A 16,790-nucleotide genomic window follows, 5' to 3' on the forward strand; every position below is an offset into this window, starting at 1 on the left:
TCGTAAACTTTGTTGCTTTTAAAGGAGTAGGTTGATTTCCGTTCCAGGATGCTCGCTTTCCGTGGGGCCGGCAGTGAGCATCCTTGGCGGGGGTCTCAGCTATCCGGCTCATCCCACAGGATTCTCGCACCTTTTACTCCAATCAGCCTGTTTTAACCATGGATTAACTATCCGAAAAACAACAATCTTTTAGAAAACAGCCTAAAAATAAAAGGAGGGGAGGCAGCACTTGGATAGATATGTTTTTTTATCCGTTTGTTAATCTTAAAAATGTTTCTGCAAAAATTGCCTGAATTAAAAAGGCGCCTGTAAAAACTAGAATAGCAATGATAAACATCTTCCAGCTTTGTTTTCGGAAGCTTTTAAAATCTAAGCCGATTCCAGCTAATGTTCCTACAAGGGTAATAATTGCCATAGAGGAAATTTTCCCTGTTTGTTCCACTACAGTAGAGGAGATAGGAGAAATTGGGCAAGAAATCACTAAGCCGAATAACACGACATAAACAATTACAGGTATGTTTAAGGGAATTAATTTACCCAGACAAATGCCAATAAAAGCTATTCCGACTAGAATTAACACCCCAGGGATAGATTCAGTTATTGCTATATGGTAGCCAATCCAATTGGAAACAAGCATTGTAATAAAGGATGTAGCCAGTAAGGAAAGAAGAAGATTTCGATAACTTAAGCTCATTTTATTCAACCACCTTTGAAGAATGTATATTGGCACTTCGTGTATGTTTTGGGCTGATTTTTGGCTCTAGCCAGGCATATAGTTTTTTCGTAATTGGCAAAGAGAGAAAAAGTGTAAAATAAATGCCGATAATGGCAGATAATAGATCACTTGCACCAGCTAAAACCAAAATTTGGTCTGCGTAATGAGGATAAATGGTAGCAAGTGTATTGGAAGCTGCGGCCATCATCGCACCACTGCCGATGCCACAAGCCATTGCTAGAGCTAATGGATGAAAAATTCCTGTAGCAGCAACCATGCTTGCCAATAAACCAAGATACACTGTGCCAATTAGAAAGCCAATAACGTAAATGGAAAGTGTTCCTCTAGCTTCTGGTGAGTTAGCTCCATACAGGCTGACGATTAAACCATAGTCTTTGTCCCGGCAAGTAGAGCTAGTGGCGCCAATTGCTTCTTTTTTTATTCCCAACATAATAGCAACTGGCAGTGCTAAGAGAATGGTGCCGATATGTCCGATTTCTTGAAATGCTAAAGCGGGTCCCGCTTCTATTAAATGAGAAATGTTTGCACCTGCTAGTATGCCTATTTTCGCCATAAAAGGAGAGATGACAATAAGTACAAGGGAGGATGCTTTTTTTGCTTCTTTTTTCTTAAAAAATCCTAGAAGGTCAGGTCCCAGTAAGATGCCAAAAATAAGTCCAAAAAGCATGGGATAAATAACAACAATTCCAGATCCTATGTGAAATTGATGTGTGCCAATTAGCTCTGCAAGAATAACAATAAGTAGTGTCCCAAGGTAAATTCGATAGTTTTCCTTGAAATGGTTTTTAAGAGAGTGATGCTGCATAGTTTTATCCATAATTGCCTCCTAATAGAAAATATTTAACATGTAAACTTGTAATACAAGTTTACATGTTAAAAGATAGCTTAATAGTAAACATAGTTTTTTAATATGTCACTAGTTTTGTTAGAATTTTTAACAAAATATTTTTGAGGTGAAGTAGAAAGTAAAGACAAAGGGAGCGCGATACTAGTTAGCAAATAGCAAAATGCTAATTTATTCCGATAAAAAGCTCTTAGTTTTAGGCTGTTTTCTAAAAGATTGTTGTTTTTCGAATAGTTTCCATGAGTAAATTCATTATTAAAACAGGTCGATTGGAGTGAAAGGCGCGAGACTCCTGTGGGATTAGCGAGGCAGGTGAGACCCCGCAAGGCCACAGCCTGAGGAGACTCACCGCCCGCCCCACGGAAAGCGAGCATCCTGGAACGAAAATCACCCTACTCCTTTAAAAGCAACAAAGTTTACGAAAATAGCCTAGTTTTATGACTATCCCTTTGTTGCAACAGTGTATAAAAAAAGCTAAACTGTCTAAAAAGACATATTAGGGCGGGAAAAAAATGAGTGAGCGGGATAAAAAAAAGAAAGATAATATTGTACTTTTCCCCGATTTAGATCAACGATTTTTAGAAAAGGGTCTTCAATCTATACAAAAAAAAAGCTATTATGAAGCAATTTCTTTTTTTAAAGAGGCGCTTAGCTTAAATACAACAAATAGTGAGGTCCAAATTGGGTTAATTTTAGCTTATTACGAACTTGGGTCTTTGCATCAAGCGAAAGATATAGCAAAAAATATGCTTCAAAGCGGTTTAGGGGATTATATTCATGTGCTTGATCTATATTTGATGATTCTTGTTCAGCTCCATGAATATGAAGAAATTGTCGCCACGATAGAAGTGCTTTTAGAAGAACATCGAATTCCAGCTGAAAAGTTGGAGCACTTTTCTAAAATGCTGGATTTCAGCAGAAGGATGGCATTGTCTACAATAAAAAAAGAAGAAGTGGATGAAAATTATTACACAGAGGAGGAAAATAATTATCCAAAACTAAATCTTTATTCTTTGCAAAATTCAAACGAACAGATGAAATTTATTGCAAAGTTGCATCATCAAAATGTTCGTCCTTATGTAGAAGAAATAAAAGGATATCTAATAGATGAAAATGGAAGTCTGTTTTTAAAAACATTATTATTAAATATATTAAAAGAACAGGAATATGATAAGGAAATTGCAGTACATAAATTTAATCGTTCTCTAACGGTTCTACCCAATGAATTAGAAGAAATGGGAGCTCAATCCCAAAGGGAAGAAATATGGGCCGTTTTAATTGGCCAATTAGAACATGAGGATCCTGTTTTACTTGAACATATCATGGTGCTATTAGAACAGCAATTTTTTCTCCTTTACCCCTTTAAACTAGAACGTTATTCAAATACTACATGGGCAGCTGGCTATCATTATGTCATTAAATCATATTTTGATCCAGAAACAAAAATAGCCGATTATATCGAAGTGTATGAGGTGGATAAGGAGGATTTAATGGAGACAATACGCTTTATAAAAAGTTTAGAGGAAATTTCTTATTCTAATATTTAGGCTTCTATGTTGAAACAACTAGAACCTATGATATAATGGAATGGTTGCATTTAGAAAATGCTATAATTTTTTTGACGAATAGATCGACTGCTTAAAAGGTTCAATTTGTTTAAAATATTGTTGAAACATACTATTTTAAACAAGGAAGCAGTAAGATCTGAAAAAAATTAGAAGTAATGAAAAGTAGAATAGATTGTTGGAGGGAAATATAGTATGTCTGCTAAATGGGAAGTTTTAGAAGGAAACCGTGGTGTCCTTACAATTGAAGTAGATGCTGAAAAAGTAAACGAAGGTTTAGATTTAGCATTTAAAAAGGTAGTAAAACAAGTAAATATTCCTGGGTTCCGTAAAGGAAGAATCCCACGCGGAATGTTTGAACAACGTTTCGGTGTAGAATCTCTTTATCAAGATGCAATTGATATTTTATTGCCAGACGCTTATGCTAATGCAATTGAAGAAACAGGAATTGAGCCAGTTGATCGTCCTGAAATCGATGTAGAGCAAATTGAAAAAGGCAAATCATTAATCTTTAAAGCAACTGTTGTTGTAAAACCTGAAGTAACTTTAGGCGAGTACAAAGGTCTTGAAGTAGAAGCAGTAAACACAGAAGTAACAGCAGAAGATGTAGATGCTGAAATTAAAGCATTACAAGAAAAACAAGCTGAACTTGTTGTAAAAGAAGAAGGAGCTGCTGAATTAGGTAATACAGTAGTAATGGATTTTGAAGGATTCCAAGATGGAGTTGCTTTCGAAGGTGGAACTGCTGAAAACTTCTCTCTTGAATTAGGTTCTGGTCAATTTATTCCAGGATTTGAAGAGCAATTAGTTGGACTTGCTGTTGGAGAATCTAAAGAAGTAGAAGTTACTTTCCCAGAAGAGTACCATGCAGCTGAATTAGCTGGAAAACTTGCTACATTCAAAGTAGTAATCCATGAAATTAAAGCAAAAGAACTTCCTGAATTAGATGATGAATTTGCTAAAGATGTGGACGAAGAAGCAGAAACTTTAGAAGCTTTAAAAGAAAAAATTAAAACACGTTTAGAAAACGATAAAAAACATCAAGCGGAGCATGCAGTTCGTGATACAGTAGTAGAAAAAGCTGCTGAAAATGCAACAATTGATATTCCTTCTGCTATGGTGGATACTGAAATTGATCGTATGATGAATGAATTTGAACAACGTCTTCAAACGCAAGGCATGAACCTTGAATTATACTTCCAATTCTCAGGTCAAGATGAAGAAGCACTTAAAGCGCAAATGAAAGAAGATGCTGAGAAGCGTGTACGCGTTAACTTAACAATTGAAGCAATTGCTAATGCTGAAAACATTGAAGTGTCTGAAGAAGAAGTAACAGCTGAATTAGAAAAAATGTCTGCAATGTACAATATGCCTACAGATGCTATTACACAAGCACTTGGCGGTACAGAAAACTTGAAAATGGATATAAAAATGAGAAAAGCAATCGATTTTCTTGTGGAAAACAGCAAAACTGTTGCATAATAGAAGTAATTAAAAAACTAAGGCGCGAATCAATCGTGCCTTAGTTTTATATTCACACCATGTAACATATAATATATGTAACAGATTTAATGTTATGTACAGGAATATATACATACTTTGATTGCTGTTAATATTTCCAGATTTAAGTTTGTGAAAAATGGATATGCTTAAAAGAAGTACATAAGTTTTATTCCGCCGGATTAGTGTAGTTTAAACGAAGAGCGTATCGTTTCCTGTACATACGACCATATGTTACAATGCAATACATAACTGTTGTAAGATTTTTTTGAAAAAGAAGGTTCAAACAATAATCCGTGGGATAAACATATACAAAGAGTTTTAAGGGGTGAAGACATGTTTAAATTTAATGATGAAAAGGGACAACTAAAATGTTCTTTCTGTGGTAAAACACAAGATCAAGTGCGTAAGCTAGTTGCTGGGCCAGGTGTGTATATTTGTGATGAGTGCATTGAATTATGTACAGAAATCGTAGAAGAAGAGCTTGGAACAGAAGAAGAAGTAGAATTTAAAGACGTGCCAAAACCTTCTGAAATTCGCGATATTTTGGATGAATATGTGATAGGACAAGATCAAGCAAAGAAAGCACTTTCAGTTGCTGTTTATAATCATTACAAGCGGATTAATTCTAACAGTAAAATTGATGATGTAGAGCTTTCAAAAAGTAATATTGCAATGATTGGACCTACAGGAAGCGGGAAAACGCTTTTAGCTCAAACACTTGCAAGAATTTTAAATGTCCCATTTGCGATTGCTGATGCTACATCATTAACAGAAGCTGGATATGTTGGGGAAGATGTAGAAAATATCCTTCTAAAGCTTATTCAGTCTGCTGATTATGATGTAGAAAAAGCAGAAAAAGGGATTATCTATATTGATGAAATCGATAAAGTTGCCCGCAAATCAGAAAACCCTTCTATTACTAGAGATGTCTCTGGTGAAGGAGTGCAGCAAGCACTTCTAAAAATATTAGAAGGTACTGTGGCAAGTGTTCCTCCACAAGGTGGAAGAAAGCATCCACATCAAGAATTTATCCAAATTGATACGACTAATATTTTATTCATTTGCGGTGGTGCATTTGATGGAATTGAGCCGATTATTAAAAGACGTTTAGGGCAAAAAGTAATTGGATTTGGTTCAGAAACGAAACAAGCTGAAGTGGAAGATAAGGATTTACTGTCAAAAGTATTGCCTGAAGATCTTCTGCGTTTTGGATTAATTCCAGAATTTATTGGACGTCTTCCAGTAATTGCTAGTCTTGGTCAATTGGACGAAGAGGCCCTTGTTGAAATTTTGACGAAACCCAAAAATGCATTAGTAAAACAATACAAAAAAATGTTGGAATTAGATAATGTAGAATTGGATTTTGAAGACGGAGCATTAGTAGAAATCGCTAAGAAAGCAATTGAAAGAAAAACGGGTGCCCGCGGTCTGCGTTCTATCATTGAAGGCATTATGCTTGATGTAATGTTTGACTTACCTTCACGCGAAGATATTGTGAAATGCATCATTACAGAAGAAACAGTAACAGATAATGCATCGCCAAAGCTTGTTTTGGAAGATGGGACGATTATTGAAGAAGAAACAAAAACGTCTGCATAAATCAACAGTTAATAAAGTTTTAAGGCTTCCTATTTTATAAATAGGAAGTTTTTTTTGTTAAAACATATGTATTTAATATCTATAAACTAGTAAAAAAGATTTTGTCGGCATTAGGTGAAGGATTAAAAAAACTAATGATTGGAAAGTTCTATCATTTTTGTAAGAAAAATTGTTTATTCCTATCACTCAAAGGAGATACTACTGTTTATCAGCACGATTTATATTCAGGAGGTATTTATATGAGCTGGACGGAGATTGCTTTATTTGTACAATTGTTCTTTGGAATAATAATTGGTTTATACTTTTGGAATTTATTAAAAAGCCAAAGAACACAAAAAGTATCTATTGATCGGGAATCCAAAAAGGAAATGGATCAATTGCGTAAAATGCGGTCTATTTCTTTAACAGAACCTTTATCCGAGAAAGTGCGCCCGACAAGCTTTGAAGATATTGTAGGACAAGAGGATGGAATTAAAGCTTTAAAGGCAGCGCTCTGTGGGCCCAATCCTCAACATGTCATTATTTACGGACCGCCTGGAGTAGGTAAAACGGCTGCAGCAAGACTTGTTTTAGAAGAGGCAAAAAGAAATAAAAGATCACCTTTTAATCCAACTTCTGTGTTTGTGGAACTAGATGCTACTACAGCAAGGTTTGATGAACGGGGAATTGCAGATCCACTAATAGGCTCTGTTCATGATCCGATTTATCAAGGTGCAGGAGCCATGGGACAAGCAGGGATCCCTCAACCAAAGCAGGGGGCTGTTACAAACGCACATGGTGGTGTCTTATTTATTGATGAGATAGGAGAACTTCATCCGACACAAATGAATAAATTGTTAAAGGTGCTTGAAGATCGGAAAGTATTTTTAGAAAGTGCTTACTATAACGAAGAAAATACACAAATACCTACACATATACATGATATTTTTCAAAATGGGCTGCCAGCTGATTTTCGTTTAGTCGGTGCCACTACAAGAACACCAAATGAGATACCACCTGCTATCCGCTCGCGGTGCATGGAAGTATTTTTTAGAGAGTTGACAGCAGATGAAGTGGTGAAAATTGGGAAAAAGGCAGCTGATAAAGTAAATCTAGAAATCAGCAAAAAAAGTTTGGAAATATTATCTGAATATGCACGTAATGGAAGAGAAGCAGTGAATATTATTCAAATTTCTGCAGGCCTTGCTATAGGAGAAGATAGAAATCATATCAAAGAAGAAGAGTTGGAATGGGTAATCAATTCTAGTCAGTTATCTCCAAGAATGGAAAGAAAAATAAACAAAACATCTTCCATAGGTTCAGTAAACGGCCTTGCTGTATATGGCACAAATATTGGATCACTTTTGGAAATAGAGGTAACGGTGATTCCAGCAAAAGAAAAGGGCTCTATTAATATAACTGGTATTGTAGAAGAAGAGAGTATTGGTGGTCAAGGAAAGTCTATTCGCAGAAAAAGTATGGCAAGAGGTTCCATTGAAAATGTAATAACAGTGCTCAGGTCCATGAATGTTCCTGCAGATCAGTATGATATTCATGTGAATTTCCCAGGAGGTATTCCAATAGATGGACCATCTGCGGGCATTTCTATGGCTACAGGCATCTATTCCGCTATTTATAAATTTCCGGTAGAGCGTAAAGTGGCAATGACAGGTGAGATTAGCATACACGGAAAAGTAAAACCAGTCGGTGGTGTGTTAGCAAAGATAAAAGCAGCACAAAAGGCAGGAGTGCAAAAAGTTATTATTCCAAAAGAGAATATGCAAACAGTCTTACAAGAAGTGAAAGGTATTGAAATAGTGCCTGTCACAACTTTAAAAGAAGTATTAGAACATGCTTTAATAAAAGAACATGTCACGGAAGAACCAATATCTCCTGCAATCGATGTAACAAAGAAAAAAAGCATGTAAGAAAAAAGCTTTAATTTTCTGTGGGAAAATTAAAGCTTTTTTTTCTTCTATAGTCATCAACTGTTATAATAGCAAGATGGTACAGCTATTTTAATGAATATTGTTGGGAGAACAATTTTTTTCCTTCATTTTTGAAAAATGAATAAGTGTTTTAAGTCTAAATGAGCCCAAAAACAATAGGGTTTTTTAACAGAATATCTGAAATAAGCAGGATATTTTTTATTAAAAGGACATATTACGAGCGGTTTGTTAAAATACTAGGAGTATAAAGTTTTTCTTTTTATGACCTATACAAAACAGTTCTATTGTGTTCGAATCCGCAATAAATCTAGTTAATAGACACTTTTTCATAAATAAGATAGAATTGTACAAAGCATTAGATTTTGAAATGGAATTTTTTATAGCTGGAGGTGCAACATAATGGAAGAAATAAACAATAAAATTGTCCCCCTCCTGCCGCTTCGAGGTTTGCTTGTTTATCCGACAATGGTTTTACATTTAGATGTTGGTCGTGAAAAATCGGTACAGGCACTTGAAAAAGCAATGGTAGATGACCATTTAATCTTTTTAACGATGCAAAAGGATATGGATATAGATGATCCGACTGAGGAAGATTTATACAAAATAGGAACTTTAACAAAAGTGAAACAAATGTTAAAATTGCCTAATGGAACCATTCGGGTATTAGTAGAAGGTTTACAAAGAGCAGAAATTCTTGAAATAATCGAGGAAGAAGAGTATTTTTCTGCTAATTTGCATGTATTTGACGAGGATACTTCCAAAGATATAGAAGATGAAGCTTTGATGCGGACAATGTTGGAATATTTTGAACAATACATAAAAATTTCGAAGAAGATTTCAAATGAAACGTTATCCACTGTTTCTGATATGGAAGAGCCGGGTAGAATGGCAGATATTATCGCATCCCATTTACCAATTAAACTGAAAGAAAAGCAGCATATTTTAGAGACAATTGATAATAAAAAAAGAATGAATTATGTGATTGACATCATTCATAATGAAAAAGAAGTTCTTAACTTGGAAAAGAAAATTGGGCAGCGTGTCAAAAAATCCATGGAAAGAACGCAAAAAGAATATTATTTGCGTGAACAAATGAAAGCCATTCAAAAAGAACTTGGAGATAAAGATGGAAAAAGCGGTGAAGTCAGTTCTCTAATGGAGAAGATTGAAGCATGTGGAATGCCAGAACATGTAAAAGAAACTGCATTAAAAGAGTTGGACCGCTATGAAAAAATTCCATCTACATCTGCAGAAAGTTCAGTGATTCGCAACTATATTGAATGGCTAATTGCGCTGCCTTGGTCAAAAGCAACAGAGGATGATCTAGATGTTCTAAAAGCAGAAAAAATTCTAGATGAAGATCATTATGGTCTAGAAAAAGTGAAAGAAAGAGTATTAGAATATTTGGCTGTTCAAAAATTGACCAATTCTTTAAAAGGTCCTATCCTTTGTCTAGCAGGACCTCCAGGGGTAGGGAAAACTAGTTTAGCCCGTTCTATTTCAAGGTCATTAAACCGTCATTTTGTGCGTGTTTCTCTTGGCGGAGTGCGTGATGAATCGGAAATTAGGGGACATCGACGCACATATGTGGGAGCAATGCCTGGCAGAATTATTCAAGGAATGAAAAAAGCTGGAACGATAAATCCGGTATTTTTGCTTGATGAAATAGATAAAATGTCCAATGACTTCCGCGGGGATCCTTCTGCGGCAATGTTGGAAGTATTGGATCCGGAGCAAAACCATAACTTTAGCGATCATTATATTGAAGAAACATATGATCTTTCAAAGGTTATGTTTGTGGCAACAGCTAATAATTTAGCAACGATTCCAGCACCGTTAAGAGATAGAATGGAGATAATCTCGATTGCTGGATATACAGAACTAGAAAAAAATCATATTGTAAAAGATCATTTATTGGAAAAGCAAATAAAAGATCACGGATTAACAAAAGGGCAATTGCAAATCAGAGATGATGCTATTCAAAAAATTGTTCGTCTGTATACAAGAGAAGCAGGAGTTCGCAGCTTAGAAAGACAAATTGCTTCCATTTGCCGTAAAAGTGCAAAAATAATCGTGACAAGCGATAAGAAAAAAATTGTTGTAACAAGCAAAAATTTGGAAGAATTTCTTGGTAAACCGAAGTTTCGTTTTGGTCAAGCGGAAGAAATCGACCAAGTTGGAGTAGCAACAGGTCTTGCTTATACGACTGTCGGCGGGGATACATTGCAAATAGAAGTATCTTTAGCACCTGGAAAAGGCAAACTTGTATTAACAGGTAAACTCGGTGATGTTATGAGAGAATCTGCTCAAGCAGCATTCAGTTATATCCGCTCAAAATCTGAAGAGCTTGGCATTGATCCTAAATTTCATGAAAAACATGATATCCATATTCATGTTCCAGAAGGTGCTGTTCCAAAGGATGGGCCATCTGCCGGCATCACCATGGTAACAGCATTAGTTTCTGCTCTTTCTGGCAGAACGATCAAAAAGGAAGTAGGCATGACGGGGGAAGTGACATTACGAGGCAGAGTGCTTCCTATTGGCGGCTTAAAAGAAAAATCATTAGGTGCTCATCGAGCGGGACTAACCACTATTATCGCACCAAAAGATAATGAAAAAGATTTAGAAGATATCCCTGAAAGTGTACGGGAAGAGCTTGAATTTATTCTTGTTTCCCACGTAGACGAAGTATTAAAACATGCATTGAACGGAAGTGTAAATTCTTGAAAGTAACTAGTGCTGAAATAGTAATAAGTGCAGTAAAACCTAATCAATATCCAGAAAGTGATATTCCTGAATTTGCGTTGGCAGGAAGATCGAATGTAGGAAAATCGTCTTTTATTAATAAAATGCTTGGAAGAAAAGCGCTTGCCCGCATTTCTTCCAAACCAGGAAAAACGCAGACATTAAACTTTTATTTAATAAATGAAATCCTTCATTTTGTGGATGTCCCAGGATATGGATATGCGAAAGTTTCCAAAAAGGAAAGAGAAGCATGGGGCAAAATGCTTGAAACATATTTTACAACAAGAGATCAGTTAAGAGCAGTTATTTTAATTACTGATTTAAGGCATCCACCTACCAAGGATGATGTGCTAATGTATGAATTTTTAAAGCATTATAATATTCCATGTGTCATCATTGCAACAAAGGCAGATAAAATTTCCAAGTCGCAATGGCAAAAGCATTTAAAAGTAACAAAAGAAACATTTGATTTAAGCGATAAAGACTATCTTCTTCTTTTCTCTTCAGAAACAGGTGAAGGAAAGGATAAGGTTTGGTCATTATTGCAGCATTTGGCTAAAAAGTAAAACGCAAGCGGATATATTCCGCTTGCGTTTTATTTTTTTTGGATAAATAAATAATAGCTGCCAATAAGGATAAAGAGGATGGGAATGATCATGCTTATAGTACTTTCCTTTAATCTTAAAAATCCAAGTGATTGGATAATATCTTGAAAAAATAACAAGAGAATAGCTAATAAAAGAAATAGCATGCCATTTAACATTCCTTGACCCGATTTTTGGTTTTGCAGAATAAAACCTAATGCGATAATAAGAATAAAAGATCCTGTATGATCAGGCCAAATGGCTAATTTATTTATTAAATGAAAATGTAAGCCGAATCCAGCCAAAATAACCCCAGGCAAAATACTGCTATAATCATTTCCTCGATAACCTTGAATTAAAAAGGCGATGCCAACTATTAGTAAAAGAGTAGGCCATGTATAAAAATCTGCAAAAAGTGGAATGTTAAACTCTTTCAATAAAAAATATAATCCAAATCCTATTAAAATAATGCCTGAAAATAACTTTTGACTTTTCATTGTTTCCTCCGCTTCTACTTCCAATAACCTAAGCTTGAATTATAGGGAGATATTTGTTACTGTACATGAAGTAAGCAGTATCTTCCGAGCCATTCATTTTATTGTGGCTAAGTTTTTTACATGATGATTTTTTTGTTCCAGTGATTTTGGGAATAAAAAGAAAAATCCAAATATCAATTTTTCGTTAGCACTAATAAAGTAATTCGCATGAATAATAAAAATCCCCTGCTTTCATTATAAAACATTTAGAAATAATCAGCTTAAAGTTTTTTATATAGTATAATAATGGTTATAAATAAAAAACGGTTTTTATCTTTGATTTAATAAGCAGGGATTTTCTGCCTCAAAAGTGAAGAAGAAAAGAAACATTGAAATAGGGAATCACTTCTAAAAGCCTGATTGTTAGTTGCCCTTTATAAAAGGGTAAAATTTTTCTTCTAATTTAATCGATAAAAAAAGGAAAATAGGAATAAACTAAGATTAGTAATATTCGGAAACTAGTAAAGGGCCTTATTACTTTTCTTTTTAAGTAATGGTGGTAGGCATCAATTACCAATCTTAATTATTGTTAATTGAAGAATTCACAATATGTTCACAAATATAAAGCTATTTTTTATACATTTATGAAGAAAATTTGCTATAATTAATCCATGTTTAGAATTATTATAAATAAGTGAGCATTTAATTGAAATGGTTAGGGGTGTCATTTAACTGATGCATATCATAGTTGTTGGACTAAATTATAAAACGGCACCAGTCGAAATACGTGAACGTTTGACATTTGATTCATCGCAAATGGGAGAGGCAATGAATCAACTGCAATATAAAAAGAGCATATTAGAGAATGTGATTATATCCACATGTAATAGAACGGAAATATATGCTGTTGTCGATCAATTGCATACTGGCCGCTACTATATAAAAGAATTTTTGTCAGAATGGTTTGAGATGGAGCAGAATGAATTTGTTCCATATTTATTTGTTTATGAGCAAGAGGGTGCGATGAACCATTTATTTCAAGTGGCATGCGGGTTAAACTCTATGGTTGTAGGGGAAACGCAAATACTTGGGCAAGTTCGCACAAGCTTTTTAGAAGCGCAAAATAAAAATGTAGTTGGAACAGTATTTAATCAACTGTTTAAACAAGCTATTACTCTTGCCAAAAGAGCTCATACAGAAACGACTATTGGCGAAAATGCTGTTTCTGTTAGTTATGCTGCGGTTGAACTGGCAAGAAAAATTTTTGGAACACTAGAAAATAAAAATGTCTTGATATTAGGTGCGGGGAAAATGGGAGAGTTGGCCATTCAAAATTTATATAGTAATGGCGCAAAGAATGTAACAGTGATAAACCGCACATTTGAAAAAGCACAAGGCCTGGCAGAGCGTTTTGAAGGACAGGCAAAACACTTTAATGATTTACAATGTGCTTTAATTGATACAGATATTGTAATAAGCTCTACTGGAGCAACCTCTTATGTTATTACAAAAAACATGATGCAATCCGTAGAAAAAATTCGCAAAGGTAAACCGCTATTTATGGTGGATATTGCAGTGCCAAGAGATTTAGATCCAGAGATTACGGAGCTTGAAAGTGTTTTTCTTTATGATATAGATGATTTAGAGGGAGTTGTAGAAGCAAACATGCAAGAGCGCCAAAAAGAGGCGGCAAAAATTATGTTAATGATTGAAGAGGGAATAGTGGAATTTAACCAATGGATTCATTTGCTTGGTATCGTGCCAGTTATTTCTGAACTTCGAAACAAGGCTCTTACCATTCAATCAGAAACGATGAAGAGCATTGAAAGAAAGTTGCCTCATTTAAGCACAAGAGATAAAAAGGTCTTGAATAAACATACAAAAAGCATTATTAATCAATTGTTAAAAGATCCAATTCTTCAAGTAAAGGAGCTAGCTTCTACTGAAGATGCAGAAAAGTCATTGCATTTATTTAAACAAATTTTCCAATTAGAAGATGCTCTTGCGTTACATGATACAGAGGAAACAAAAAAAGAAGAGAGAAAACAACAAACAGATATAGCAACTCCTTCTTATTCTTATCAAGCTACTTTACAATCCTATTAAAAGAAAACTCTATGTAATCATTTGATTTCCATAAAATTTACGAGATAATATAAAAGGATCTAATTACTATTCTGTACCGGATTGTAGAGGAGTAACATTATGCAGGATGTTTACATGTCAAGACTTCATGAATTAACGATCATTCTTTATGCATTATCTGTTTTGTTTTATTTTTTTGATTTTATGCATAATAACCAGAGGGCCAATAAGACTGCTTTCTGGTTACTTTCATTTGTATGGGCGCTGCAAACATCCTTTCTTATCGTATATATGAAGGATACGGGGCGATTTCCAGTTTTAACGATAATGGAAGGTTTATATTTTTATACATGGGTATTAATATCTTTGTCTCTTGCGATAAATCGCTTATTAAAAGTAGATTTTATTGTTTTTTTTGCAAATATGCTAGGCTTTATTATTATGGCGATACATACATTTGCCCCCGTTCATGAGTCTAGCGGCAAAATAGCGGAAAAAGTGGTATCTGAACTATTATTTATTCATATTACTGCGGCGATTCTTTCCTATGGAGCTTTTTCTTTATCTTTTATTTTTTCCGTATTGTATTGTGTACAGTATAATCTTCTTAAGAAAAAACAATGGGGAAAAAGGTTAATAAGAATTCCTGACTTGGCTAAGCTAGAGTATGTATCCTATTTGCTTAATGTCATTAGTGTGCCGATTCTGTTAATCGCATTAATACTTGGAATCCAATGGGCAATTATCCAAAAGCCAGATTTTTTTTGGTATGATCCGAAAATAGTTGGTTCCTTTATTGTTTTATTGATCTATAGCATTTACTTATATTTGCGGGCTACCAATAAACTAAGGGGAAAAAATATTGCATTGCTTAATATTATGAATTTTTTGATGGTAATGATTAATTTTATTTTTATTGGAAAATTTTCTTCTTTTCATTTTTAACAATATACATGATATATTGTTAAAAATTTTATACAGCAAAAAGACAAAAGAACTTTGGAGGGTTTTATGAGAAAGATTATTGTTGGTTCACGAAAAAGCAAGTTAGCTATTACACAAACAAACTGGGTTATTGATCAGTTGAAGAAACTTGATTCCTCCTTTGAGTTTGAAGTAAAGGAAGTGGTCACAAAAGGGGATGTTATTTTAGACGTCACGCTTTCAAAAGTTGGAGGAAAAGGGCTTTTTGTAAAAGAGATAGAACAAGCTATGCTGGATAAAGAAATTGATATTGCTGTACATAGTATGAAAGATATGCCGGCTGTGCTGCCAAAAGGGCTGATTATTGGCTGTATTCCGCAAAGAGAAGATCATAGGGACGCATTAATCAGTAAAAACCATATTCCATTACAGGAGTTAAAGGAAGGGGCAATTGTTGGGACAAGCAGCTTAAGAAGAGGTTCACAGATTCTTAGCGTTAGACCAGATTTGCAAATTAAATGGATAAGAGGAAATATTGATACGCGATTAAAAAAATTAGAAACAAATGACTATGATGCCATTATTTTGGCGGCAGCTGGACTATCTAGAATGGGATGGACAAAGGATGTTGTAACAGAGTTTTTAGAACCAGAAGTTTGTTTGCCGGCTGTTGGTCAAGGAGCTTTGGCAATCGAGTGCAGAGAAGATGATAAAGAAATATTAGAGCTTCTTAGCAAATTTTCTAATGAAAAGACAACTCGAACAGTTTTTGCGGAAAGAGCGTTTTTAAATAAAATGGATGGCGGTTGTCAAGTGCCGATAGCGGGCTATGCAACAATACAAGAAAATAATGAAGTAAGCTTGACAGCACTTGTTGCATCACCAGACGGCAAAAAAATTTTTAAACAAGAAGTACGTGGAGGCAATCCTGTCGAAGTTGGAGAACAGGCTGCAGCTATCTTAACAGAAAAAGGCGCAAAAAAATTAATTGATGAGTTAAAAGAGGAGAATATTATTGATGGATGAGCCGCTTAAGGGAAAACGCATTCTCATTCCACGCTCTAAAAAGCAAGCAGCTTCTCTCGTGAAAAAAGTGGAGGCTTATGGGGGAATAGCAATAGAAATTCCACTATTGGCTTTTAAGGATGTAGCGATTCCGTTAGATGTGCAACGAAAATGCACAGAGGCATCCTATTATGAGTGGTTTGTTTTTACAAGCAGTAATGGAGTGAGAGCTTTTTTTCAACAGCTGCCGAATTTTCAGCAAAAAACGATTAAAATTGCTGCAATTGGAGAAAAAACAACAAAAGCATTAAGGGAGTATGGGATTTCTGTTCATTTTATACCAAGTGAATATGTAGCAGAAACATTTGTGGAAGAGTTTTTGCCTGTTTTAAAGAGCAACGATAAGGTGTTGATTGTAAAAGGAAATTTAGCTCGTGACTATTTATATACGACGCTGAAAACAACTCAATCACAAATAGAAGAAATTATTGTCTATAAAACATATTTCCCACAAGAGAGCGAGGAATTGCTTTCTAAAAAACTTGTAGCTCACAAGCTGGATGTTCTGATTTTTACAAGTGCATCGACAGTGGATCATTTTATGTTTGTTATAGATAAATATAAATTGCATCACCAGTTAAAAGATTGCACGATTGTTTCCATTGGTCCTGTTACAAAAGACAGGTTAAGCTATTACCAGCTAGAAGCAGATGTGATGCCTAACAACTATACTGTTGACAGCATGATAGAATCATTGGGCAGCTATTTTACGATGAAATAATAAAGGGAGAGATTA

At 34.8% G+C, this 16,790-nt stretch carries 13 protein-coding genes; 10 read left to right on the plus strand and 3 right to left on the minus strand.

All coding sequences use genetic code 11. The features are described from left to right. Positions 1–247: 247 nt before the first annotated feature. Positions 248–694, minus strand: a complete 447-nt coding sequence (locus CWS01_RS21065) for a hypothetical protein (RefSeq protein WP_101179324.1) — start codon at positions 692–694, stop codon at positions 248–250. A gap of 1 nt (position 695) precedes the next feature. Beyond that, positions 696–1,553: a DUF3100 domain-containing protein gene (locus CWS01_RS21070; RefSeq protein ID WP_101179326.1), complete on the minus strand. Its 858-nt coding sequence runs from the start codon at positions 1,551–1,553 to the stop codon at positions 696–698. A gap of 539 nt (positions 1,554–2,092) precedes the next feature. Here CWS01_RS21070 and CWS01_RS21075 point away from each other — a divergent pair. The 6 genes from CWS01_RS21075 to yihA all read left to right on the plus strand — a co-directional run bounded on the left by CWS01_RS21075 (position 2,093) and on the right by yihA (position 11,486). Further along, positions 2,093–3,127 (plus strand): tetratricopeptide repeat protein, encoded by a 1,035-nt coding sequence (locus CWS01_RS21075; protein ID WP_101179328.1) that lies wholly within the window; start codon positions 2,093–2,095, stop codon positions 3,125–3,127. A 213-nt stretch (positions 3,128–3,340) separates the two neighbouring features. Continuing rightward, positions 3,341–4,627: a trigger factor gene (tig, locus tag CWS01_RS21080; RefSeq protein WP_101179330.1), complete on the plus strand. Its 1,287-nt coding sequence runs from the start codon at positions 3,341–3,343 to the stop codon at positions 4,625–4,627. A gap of 354 nt (positions 4,628–4,981) precedes the next feature. Further along, the gene (clpX, locus tag CWS01_RS21085; protein WP_101179332.1) at positions 4,982–6,247 is read left to right on the plus strand and encodes an ATP-dependent protease ATP-binding subunit ClpX; all 1,266 of its coding nucleotides are present in this window, start codon (positions 4,982–4,984) and stop codon (positions 6,245–6,247) included. 239 nt (positions 6,248–6,486) lie between these two features. Next, positions 6,487–8,154: an ATP-dependent protease LonB gene (gene lonB, locus CWS01_RS21090; protein WP_101179334.1), complete on the plus strand. Its 1,668-nt coding sequence runs from the start codon at positions 6,487–6,489 to the stop codon at positions 8,152–8,154. A gap of 420 nt (positions 8,155–8,574) precedes the next feature. After that, positions 8,575–10,902 carry an endopeptidase La gene (gene lon / locus CWS01_RS21095; protein ID WP_101179336.1) on the plus strand — a complete coding sequence of 776 codons (2,328 nt, stop codon included), beginning with the start codon at positions 8,575–8,577 and terminating at the stop codon, positions 10,900–10,902. Further along, the gene (gene yihA / locus CWS01_RS21100; RefSeq protein ID WP_101179338.1) at positions 10,899–11,486 is read left to right on the plus strand and encodes a ribosome biogenesis GTP-binding protein YihA/YsxC; all 588 of its coding nucleotides are present in this window, start codon (positions 10,899–10,901) and stop codon (positions 11,484–11,486) included. Before lon ends, yihA begins: the two co-directional genes overlap by 4 nt. Before the next feature lie 29 nt (positions 11,487–11,515). Here yihA and CWS01_RS21105 read toward each other — a convergent pair whose 3' ends face one another. Next, the gene (locus tag CWS01_RS21105) at positions 11,516–12,001 is read right to left on the minus strand and encodes a LiaI-LiaF-like domain-containing protein (RefSeq protein WP_101179340.1); all 486 of its coding nucleotides are present in this window, start codon (positions 11,999–12,001) and stop codon (positions 11,516–11,518) included. Positions 12,002–12,715: 714 nt separating this feature from the next. Between CWS01_RS21105 and hemA the strand changes: the two genes are divergently transcribed. The 4 genes from hemA (at position 12,716) to CWS01_RS21125 (ending at position 16,775) form a co-directional block, all read left to right on the plus strand. Continuing rightward, positions 12,716–14,086, plus strand: coding sequence for a glutamyl-tRNA reductase (gene hemA / locus CWS01_RS21110; RefSeq protein WP_101179342.1), 1,371 nt, complete (start codon positions 12,716–12,718; stop codon positions 14,084–14,086). Positions 14,087–14,185: 99 nt separating this feature from the next. Continuing rightward, positions 14,186–15,010 (plus strand): cytochrome c biogenesis protein, encoded by an 825-nt coding sequence (locus tag CWS01_RS21115; protein WP_101179344.1) that lies wholly within the window; start codon positions 14,186–14,188, stop codon positions 15,008–15,010. 66 nt (positions 15,011–15,076) lie between these two features. Next, positions 15,077–16,015: a hydroxymethylbilane synthase gene (gene hemC, locus CWS01_RS21120; protein WP_101179346.1), complete on the plus strand. Its 939-nt coding sequence runs from the start codon at positions 15,077–15,079 to the stop codon at positions 16,013–16,015. Then, positions 16,008–16,775 (plus strand): uroporphyrinogen-III synthase, encoded by a 768-nt coding sequence (locus CWS01_RS21125; RefSeq protein ID WP_101179348.1) that lies wholly within the window; start codon positions 16,008–16,010, stop codon positions 16,773–16,775. Before hemC ends, CWS01_RS21125 begins: the two co-directional genes overlap by 8 nt. Positions 16,776–16,790 lie beyond the last annotated feature (15 nt).

The sequence above is a fragment of the Niallia nealsonii genome, from assembly GCF_002835805.1.
Lineage (GTDB): Bacteria > Bacillota > Bacilli > Bacillales > Cytobacillaceae > Niallia > Niallia nealsonii.

Coding starts and splice junctions, on each gene's coding strand:
- clpX (WP_101179332.1), top strand. CDS start 4,982: ATGTTTAAATTTAATGATGAAAAGGGACAACTAAAATGTTCTTTCTGT.
- hemA (WP_101179342.1), top strand. CDS start 12,716: ATGCATATCATAGTTGTTGGACTAAATTATAAAACGGCACCAGTCGAA.
- CWS01_RS21115 (WP_101179344.1), top strand. CDS start 14,186: ATGCAGGATGTTTACATGTCAAGACTTCATGAATTAACGATCATTCTT.
- lonB (WP_101179334.1), top strand. CDS start 6,487: ATGAGCTGGACGGAGATTGCTTTATTTGTACAATTGTTCTTTGGAATA.
- lon (WP_101179336.1), top strand. CDS start 8,575: ATGGAAGAAATAAACAATAAAATTGTCCCCCTCCTGCCGCTTCGAGGT.
- CWS01_RS21125 (WP_101179348.1), top strand. CDS start 16,008: ATGGATGAGCCGCTTAAGGGAAAACGCATTCTCATTCCACGCTCTAAA.
- CWS01_RS21070 (WP_101179326.1), bottom strand. CDS start 1,553: ATGGATAAAACTATGCAGCATCACTCTCTTAAAAACCATTTCAAGGAA.
- CWS01_RS21105 (WP_101179340.1), bottom strand. CDS start 12,001: ATGAAAAGTCAAAAGTTATTTTCAGGCATTATTTTAATAGGATTTGGA.
- hemC (WP_101179346.1), top strand. CDS start 15,077: ATGAGAAAGATTATTGTTGGTTCACGAAAAAGCAAGTTAGCTATTACA.
- tig (WP_101179330.1), top strand. CDS start 3,341: ATGTCTGCTAAATGGGAAGTTTTAGAAGGAAACCGTGGTGTCCTTACA.
- CWS01_RS21075 (WP_101179328.1), top strand. CDS start 2,093: ATGAGTGAGCGGGATAAAAAAAAGAAAGATAATATTGTACTTTTCCCC.
- CWS01_RS21065 (WP_101179324.1), bottom strand. CDS start 694: ATGAGCTTAAGTTATCGAAATCTTCTTCTTTCCTTACTGGCTACATCC.